Source organism: Nocardia sputi, from assembly GCF_023501985.1.
Genome location: NZ_JAMFLC010000012.1, coordinates 1 through 7,887, shown reverse-complemented (window position 1 = coordinate 7,887; position 7,887 = coordinate 1). Strand labels below are relative to the sequence as shown.

Below are 7,887 nucleotides of genomic sequence, written 5' to 3'. Positions count from 1 at the left end.
CGCGGGGCTTTGTTCCGCCCCCCCGTGGGCCCACTCGCGGGGCGCCGGGCCCCGCCGGCCCCCCGACCTGTTTCACGAAGTTCTCCGCCGGGAGGCACCGGCTGAGCGGCATCGAAGCACCCGCACGAAGCCTCCTCACCTGCTGCGCACGACGCCTCCGCCGGGTGCGACACCGCGGCCCGCTTTCGGAACGGCCGGATGCCGGAGTCGGGGCCCGATCCCGCCGCGCGGCGACCGCGACTGGCCGTAGGATCTGAGGTTGCCCATGGCCGGTGGCCCCACCGCCGAAGAACTGGAGCAATCCGTGCAGGCAGAAGACCTGAGTGGCGGCGGCCGCGACATCGATCGAGGTACCGATACCGACTCGGGCGAGGCTGGGGAGGACTGGCGCGACTGGCTCGCGGATTCCGACGCGGAGGACGAGGGCGTGGCGTCCGCACGGTTCGAGGATCGCCGGAATGCGGCGGCGGCCGAAACGAGCGCGGCGACAGTCGATGGCGGTCACAGTCACTACTACGACCGACCTCCCGATCAGGCGCTGATCGACCGGTCCGGTGGCGGAGGGCGTGCCTCGGCGTCGTTGCCGTCCCGACCGCGTCGGCGCGAACCGCATGGATTCAGGCCGCTGGCGGCCATCGGCGTAGTTCTCGGCGTCGTGACCCTGGTTGTGAGCGTGCTCGTCATCACTGTCAGCACCGACAAGGCCACAACGCTGAAGCGCGAAGCCGCGGTCGCCTCGACCATGGTCGCTCCCGCGTCGACCACCGTCGTGACCGCCTCGACCATTGTGACGGCACCGCCCACGGCGGCAGCGCCGCCGCACGCTCACACCATGCCCGGATGTACGCAGGCTCGTTCCGAGGGACGGGTTTCGGGCACCGGACCGGGCGGCACGGGGAACGGGCCCGATGCCATCCTCGCGTTCGAGCACGCGTACTACGTGCTGCGCTCCGGCGCCGCCGCGCGGGCCGTCGTCGAGGGTGCCGCGATACCGGACGCCGAGGGTATACAGCGCGGCATCGACCAGGTGCCTGTCGATACCCGGTACTGCGTGGAGATCAGTGCCCTGTCGGACGGTCGGTACCTGGTCGACCTGTCCGAGCAGTGGCCCGGCGAAACGGCGGCGACCTTCACCCAGGTCGTGACCGTGACCAGCCGTGACGGCCGGACCCTGATCACAGCGATAGCCCCCGCCTGACCGACGTGGGGGCGGCTGCCCGGCCATATCTGTATTGCAGATCGCATGACGCACCGCGACACGGGCCGTATGTGGCCACCGGCTATCTCCCGGATGGGCACGACTCACCACGACCGCCGGTACCCACCCTGGCGAAACGCCGACAACACGGACTCGATGTGACAGTCCGACACACTCGGCCGCCGCACCAGTCAGGCAGCGATTGTGCGATCGAGCACGGTCCGCTAACGATCTCGAGCCCGCGTCGATAGTCCCCTCGCCGCGGGTATTCCTCATACACTCTTGAGGATCACTGAACGGCGATGACGTCGTATGAGGTAGATCACCAGGGCATCGATCGTCTAACAGATGCGTTTCGCATCACACCTACGGTGCCGTAAGGTATGGCCGCATCGGTATCGGTCTACCTTGGGATGACCTGCACGACCGGAAGCACACACTGAAGGGTTCATACATGGCAAGGGATCTGACTCAACTCGAGCTTCTGACGGAGTTGGAGCCGGTTGCCGAAGAAAACGTCAACCGGCACCTCTCCCTGGCAAAGGAATGGCATCCGCACGACTACGTCCCGTGGGACGACGGCCGCAACTTCGCGGCACTCGGCGGCGTGGATTGGGATCCCGAGCAGTCTCGGCTCAACGAGGTCGCGAAGGCCGCCATGGTCACCAATCTGCTCACCGAGGACAACCTTCCCTCGTATCACAGGGAGATCGCCGAGAACTTCTCTCAGGACGGCGCATGGGGCACCTGGGTGGGCCGCTGGACCGCCGAGGAGAACCGCCACGGCATCGTGATGCGGGATTACCTCGTCGTCACCCGCGGCGTTGATCCGGTCGCCCTCGAGGAAGCCCGGATGGTCCACATGACCAACGGCTTCGCCTCCCCCGCCGAAGCCGATGCCGGCTTCCTGCATTCCGTCGCGTATGTCACCTTCCAGGAGCTCGCCACCCGGGTCAGCCACCGCAACACCGGCAAGGTGTGCGACGACCCGATCGCCGACCGCATGCTGCAGCGCGTCGCCGCCGACGAGAACCTGCACATGATCTTCTACCGCAATATGTGCGGCGCCGCCCTCGACCTGACCCCCGATCAGGCCATCGAGGCGATCACGCTGATTCTGGAGAACTTCCAGATGCCCGGCGCCGGCATGCCCAACTTCCGCCGTAACGGCGTGCTGATGGCCAAGCACGGCATCTACGACCTGCGCCAGCACCTGGAGGAGGTCGTCCAGCCGGTGCTGAAGAAGTGGAACATCTTCGAGCGCACCGACTTCACCCCCCGTGGCGAAGCGGTCCGCGATCGCCTCGGCCTGTTCCTGGACAAGCTCGCCAAGGACGTCGTCAAGTTCGAGGAGCAGCGCGATCGCATGCTCGCCCGCGAAGCCGCCAAGCGCGACCGCCAGATGGCGGGCAGTTCCGTAGGCTGACCGCGCGCAGCGACGCACGACGCCGCCGCCGTCCGGGCTTCCCGGCGGCGGCGCTGTATGAGCGGGCCGGTGTGCCGACATGCGCACTGGGCGAACGACCCGCTCCGGCCCACTTACGTGCGCAAATGAGACACTGGTCGGCGTGACGTTGACTACCGAGGCGATGGCCAAGCTGCGGATCGGGCCGTATCCGGTCGATCCGCCGGTCGTGCTCGCGCCGATGGCGGGCATCACGAATCTGGCGTTTCGCAAGTTGTGCCGCGAATTCGGCAGCCCGACCTCGATCTACGTGTGCGAGATGATCACCGCGCGGGCGGTGGTCGAGCGCAACGAGAAGACGCTGCACATGATGTCCTTCGACGCCGACGAGCACCCGCGCTCGATGCAGCTCTACGGTGTGGACCCGGCGACGCTCGGCGAAGCGGTGCGGATCATCGTCGGCGAGGGCTGGGCCGACCACATCGATCTCAACCTCGGCTGTCCCGTGCCCAAGGTCACCCGCCTCGGCGGCGGCGCCGCCCTACCGTACAAGCGGACGCTGTTCCGACGCATCGTGCGCGCCATGGTGGCCGCCGCGGAACCCGCGGGAGTTCCGGTCACCGTGAAGTTCCGCATCGGCATCGATGACGACCACCTCACCTACCTGGACGCGGGACGCATCGCCGAAGCCGAAGGCGCGCGTGCGGTCGCGTTGCACGCCCGCACGGCGGCGCAACGGTACTCCGGGCAGGCCGACTGGACCGCGATCGCCCGCCTCAAAGAGGCCGTCACCTCCATTCCGGTGCTGGGCAACGGCGACATCTTCTCCGCCGCCGACGCGGTTCGCATGATGGACGAGACGGGCTGCGACGGCGTGGTGGTCGGTCGGGGCTGCTTGGGCAGGCCGTGGCTGTTCGCCGAGTTGCAGGCGGCGCTGCGCGGCGAGCCGCTGCCCGCGGCGCCCGATCTGGGCCGGGTCGGCGCGGTGCTGTACCGGCACGGCGCTTTGCTGTCGGAGCATCTCGGAGAGGACAAGGCCATGCGCGATCTGCGCAAGCACATGGCCTGGTACCTGATGGGATTCCCGGTGGGCGCGGACCTGCGGCGCGCGTTCGCCACCGTGGGCAGCCTCGCGCAGCTGGAAGACCTTGTCGGACAGCTCGATCCCACCGCGCCCTTCCCGAAGGACGCGGAAGGCCCGCGCGGCCGTCAGGGCTCGCCGGGCAAGGTCGCGCTGCCGCATGGTTGGCTCGACGACCCGGACGATCCGGCGGTGCCGCAGGCCGCCGATGTGATGCACAGCGGCGGCTGATCGGGCAACCTCATAGCGACCAACAGCTCCGAACACCGCTGTGACCTGTTCGATTTCGCCGTGGGGTGGACCCCTGTGGCGGAATCGTTATCATTACGGGATCGGTGCCGCCGGTCCGGTTCGACCCAGGCGGAAAGCAAGACGAAAAGCGAGGTTCGTTGGTGGGTGACGATCGGCACGGGCGTTCGCCACGGCCCGGAGGTCGCGCCCCGTGGGAGCGGTATCCCGCGGAGGACTCTCCCGACCGGGACGCCGCACGCACGTCTCGCCGTTCGCGCCATACCGACGCCACCCCGGACCAGAATTCCGCCCCCCTGACGGTCCAGGATCTCGTCCAGCGGGTCGATAACGAGCGCAGTGGCCGTCGAGGCCGCCGCGCCGAGCCCACCCAATCGGATCCGTCCGCCGCGCCGAGCCGAGGTCGCCGCACGGAATCCGGCCCGGCGGCCCCGGCCGCCGCCAACGGCCGGGGCCGCCCCGCCGAGCCGACGCCACCGATTCCCGGCTCCCCGGCGAACCGAGGTCGGCGCCCTGAGTCGCTACCGCCGCAGGCCGGCCCCCCCTCGGCACGAATCAACCGTGCCGAAGCGCGGCAGGAAGCTCCTCGCAGGCCGGCCGACCCGGCCGCCGCCAATGGCCGCGGCGCCGCGGCCGGTCCCCGGCGCGCGCCGGATACACCACCTCCACGCCAGACGGGTAGCTCGCCGGTGGTTCAGGACATCACGGGAGCCACACCGGCCGCCCGCGCGGCGACCCGCCGCCCCGCCGAGCGCACGGCGCCCGATGCGCCGGTCGCGCGTCCCGAGCCGGAGCAGGCCGAAGAGGTCACCGACGTAATCCCCTCGATCGACGAACCGACGCGCGCGCTACGCAAGGGCGTGGGCTGGCCGACCAAGGACGGCAAGAGCGCCAAGCCGAAGGCCGTCGGCACCGCCCAGACCCGCCTGCAGGCCTCCCGGGAGCGCCGCAACAAGCGGCTACGCGCCACGGGACGAACCGGACTGGCCTTGAGCGCCGCGCTCGCGCTGCTGGTCACCGGCGGCGGCTGGAGCTACTTGCAGTCGACTACCGACAGCTTCACTCAGGTGTCGGCACTGGACGAGAACTCAGAGGACATCGTCGATTCCAACGCCCAACTCGGCGACGAGAATTACCTGCTCGTCGGCACCGATACCCGTGCAGGGGCCAACGGCAAGCTCGGCGCGGGCACTTTGGACGATGCCGAGGGCGCCCGCGCCGACACCACCATGCTGGTCCACATCCCGAAGTCCCGGAATCGGGTCGTCGTAGTCTCCTTCCCGCGCGACCTGGACGTGACTAGGCCCCAGTGCTATGGGTGGGACAACGAGAAAAACAAATACACCGACGAGAAGTTCCCGTCTGCCATGGGCGACAAGCTCAACGCCGTCTACAATCTCGGCGGCCCGATGTGCCTCGTCTCCACGATTCAGCGCCTCACCGGCGCGTCGATCAATCACTTCATCGGCATCGACTTCGCCGGTTTCGAGTCGATGGTCAACCAAATCGATGGCGTCGAGGTCTGCGCGTCCAAGCCGCTCGTGGACGACGTGCTCGGCACCATCCTCGAGCAACCGGGCAAGCAGCGCATCGACGGCCAAACCGCGCTCAACTACGTGCGCGCCAGGCATGTCTACGGCGAGGAGCGCAGCGACTACGACCGCATCAACCGGCAGCAACGCTTCCTCGCTTCGCTGCTACGCGGCACCCTGTCCAGTAAGGTGCTGTTCAATCCGGGCAAGCTGAACGGCTTCATCAGCGCGTTCAGCCAGCACACCTGGGTCCAGAAGGTGGAACCGAGCGACCTTCTGATGCTGGGACGCTCACTGCAGAAGATCGACGCGGGCGCGGTCACCTTCATCACCGTTCCGACCGCGGGCACGACCTCCTACGGCAACGAGATTCCCCGTGAATCCGACATCAAGGCGATCTTCAAGGCGATCCGCGACGATCAGCCGCTGCCGGGAGAGAAGCCGTCCGTGCACGCGAACGCACCCGCTCCCGCCCCAGCCGCGCCAGGAACCGCCAAATACCGGGCGGCGGATCCCTCCACCGTCTCGCTGCTGGTGTCCAACGGCTCCGGCATCGAAGGGCTGGCGCGCACGGCGGCCGCCAAGCTGGGCAACCAGGGCTTCACGATCTACAACACCGGCAACTACGCCAACGGCACCTCCCCGACGACGAAGGTCCGCTACGCCCCAGGCCTGGAGGCCGAGGCCGCGACCGTGGCGACCTCGATCCCCGGCGCGACCATCGAGGCCGCCGACGATCTCGGCGGCATCGTCGAGGTCGTCATCGGAGGCGACTCGAAGGCCGGCGTCACGGTGAAGGCGCCGACGCCGGTCGGTGACGAGATCACCAACGTCGCAACGAGCACCGCTACGGATTCAACGCCTGCCGTGCTGCCGTCGGACTTGGAACACGTCAACGCGGCCGACGAAATCTGCAAGTAGGGCTCTGCGCACACCGAAGGACGAAGGTGCGACACAGACCACAATGTTCGTGATGTCATCGTTTCGAAATCGGACGGGTGCTGATCGCGGTCATTGACGCATCAACGGCAACCTCCGCGCTAATGATGCACACCGGTCATTCACTCCCTGTTCGTGACTTGGTCAGCGCAGCGAACTAGTGTCAGCTGTTATGCGTGTCATCTACAACGAGCAAATGGCCGAGCTCGCCCACCTGCTGGGCGAGATGGCCGGGTTGGCCGGCTCGGCCATGGAGCGGGCTACCCAAGCTCTGCTCCAGGCGGACCTCGCGCTGGCGGAGCAGGTGATCGGCGAAGCCGACCGGATCGCCGAGCTGATCCAGGACGCCGAGGAGAAGGCCTTCGCTCTGCTCGCGCTGCAGGCGCCGGTCGCCGGTGATTTGCGGCAAGTGGTGAGCACGATCCAGATCGTCGCCGACGTGAACCGAATGGGCGCGCTCGCGTTGCATGTGGCCAAGGTCGCGCGCAGGCGTCATCCGAACCACGCGCTACCGGAGTCCGTCAACGGCTACTTCGCCGAGATGGGCCGCATCGCGGTGAACATGGGAGCCGGCGCGCGCGAGGTGCTGGAGACCCGCGACCCGGAGCGCGCGGCACAGTTGAACGAGGACGACGAGGCGATGGACGATCTGCACCGTCACCTCTTCACACTGCTCATGGACCGGGATTGGAAGTACGGCGTGGCGGCTGCCGTCGATGTCACGCTGCTCGGTCGCTACTACGAGCGCTTCGCCGATCACGCGGTTGAAATCGGCCGCCGTGTCATCTTCTTGGTCACCGGCGTGCTCCCGCCGGACCCCGACGCGGAGAAATAAGCGAAAAGCCTGCTGCGCTTGACGTTTCGCATGCGGCGGTTGCTAGATCGGCCGCACGGGGCGGGAGTGCTCTGGTATTGCGTTACGCCGGAGGGTGTCCGGTCGGAAGGGGGGGCGTTATGAACGTCGATCCAGCGGAGCTGCGCGGGTTGGCCGCGTCGATGGACGAGATCGGCTGCGATATCGGCGCTTTGACCGTGCGTGCCACCACCGATGCTCTCGGTAGTGTTCTGCCCGGTTCGGCGCTGAGCGATGTATGTTCCACCGTGGGTACGAATGTCGACGACGCATGGCGGTGATGGCCATGCGCGGTAAACGAGTTTCGAACATCGGGAAACGCGGCGCCGCGAACTACGAAGTGTCCGACCAAGAGTTCCGCGCCGGCCTCGACGCGATGGACGCGCAGTTGTGAGGTCGACGAGCACGACGCCCACCGGACCGTAGGCACCGACAACGGCGAAATCGGCCGCGCCCGCTAGTACTTGGGTTCTAGGAACGCTCGGCACGAGCGGGCAGCCTCCGCTGTATCGAAGTCGCGATATCTGAGCGAGAACGAGCGCATCCATATCGCTGACCGGCGGCGAGAGCGGGCGGGTATCCGCACGATCGCGGGCGAGCTGGGACGCAGTCCATCCACCATCAGCCGCG

The 7,887-nt window shown here is 67.7% G+C and carries 7 protein-coding genes and 1 pseudogene; all 8 read left to right on the top strand.

Annotation, left to right across the window (positions count from 1 at the left end; genetic code table 11):
* Positions 1 to 265 precede the first annotated feature (265 nt).
* A complete protein-coding gene (locus M8859_RS17090; RefSeq protein ID WP_504928419.1) occupies positions 266 to 1,198 on the top strand; it encodes a DUF8176 domain-containing protein in 933 nt (310 codons plus the stop codon).
* Between the two features lie 454 nt (positions 1,199 to 1,652).
* Complete coding sequence (locus M8859_RS17085; protein WP_159925201.1) at positions 1,653 to 2,624, top strand: acyl-ACP desaturase; 972 nt, start codon at positions 1,653 to 1,655, stop codon at positions 2,622 to 2,624.
* Positions 2,625 to 2,787: 163 nt separating this feature from the next.
* Complete coding sequence (dusB, locus tag M8859_RS17080) at positions 2,788 to 3,915, top strand: tRNA dihydrouridine synthase DusB (protein WP_159925209.1); 1,128 nt, start codon at positions 2,788 to 2,790, stop codon at positions 3,913 to 3,915.
* Positions 3,916 to 4,622: 707 nt separating this feature from the next.
* Positions 4,623 to 6,386, top strand: a complete 1,764-nt coding sequence (locus tag M8859_RS17075) for an LCP family protein (protein ID WP_236565482.1) — start codon at positions 4,623 to 4,625, stop codon at positions 6,384 to 6,386.
* 190 nt (positions 6,387 to 6,576) lie between these two features.
* Positions 6,577 to 7,239, top strand: a complete 663-nt coding sequence (phoU, locus tag M8859_RS17070) for a phosphate signaling complex protein PhoU (protein ID WP_159925205.1) — start codon at positions 6,577 to 6,579, stop codon at positions 7,237 to 7,239.
* Positions 7,240 to 7,358: 119 nt separating this feature from the next.
* Positions 7,359 to 7,538: a hypothetical protein gene (locus tag M8859_RS17065; RefSeq protein WP_159925207.1), complete on the top strand. Its 180-nt coding sequence runs from the start codon at positions 7,359 to 7,361 to the stop codon at positions 7,536 to 7,538.
* Complete coding sequence (locus M8859_RS36895) at positions 7,529 to 7,651, top strand: hypothetical protein (RefSeq protein WP_255466174.1); 123 nt, start codon at positions 7,529 to 7,531, stop codon at positions 7,649 to 7,651. The genes M8859_RS17065 and M8859_RS36895 overlap by 10 nt, the downstream gene beginning before the upstream one ends.
* Positions 7,652 to 7,766: 115 nt before the next feature.
* Positions 7,767 to 7,887, top strand: a pseudogene (locus tag M8859_RS17060) (helix-turn-helix domain-containing protein); the annotation flags it as partial.

Bases quoted from the DNA above. Each gene is read 5' to 3' on its own strand.
- M8859_RS17065 (WP_159925207.1), top strand. From the start codon at position 7,359: ATGAACGTCGATCCAGCGGAGCTGCGCGGGTTGGCCGCGTCGATGGAC.
- M8859_RS17090 (WP_504928419.1), top strand. From the start codon at position 266: ATGGCCGGTGGCCCCACCGCCGAAGAACTGGAGCAATCCGTGCAGGCA.
- phoU (WP_159925205.1), top strand. From the start codon at position 6,577: ATGCGTGTCATCTACAACGAGCAAATGGCCGAGCTCGCCCACCTGCTG.
- dusB (WP_159925209.1), top strand. From the start codon at position 2,788: ATGGCCAAGCTGCGGATCGGGCCGTATCCGGTCGATCCGCCGGTCGTG.
- M8859_RS36895 (WP_255466174.1), top strand. From the start codon at position 7,529: ATGGCGGTGATGGCCATGCGCGGTAAACGAGTTTCGAACATCGGGAAA.
- M8859_RS17085 (WP_159925201.1), top strand. From the start codon at position 1,653: ATGGCAAGGGATCTGACTCAACTCGAGCTTCTGACGGAGTTGGAGCCG.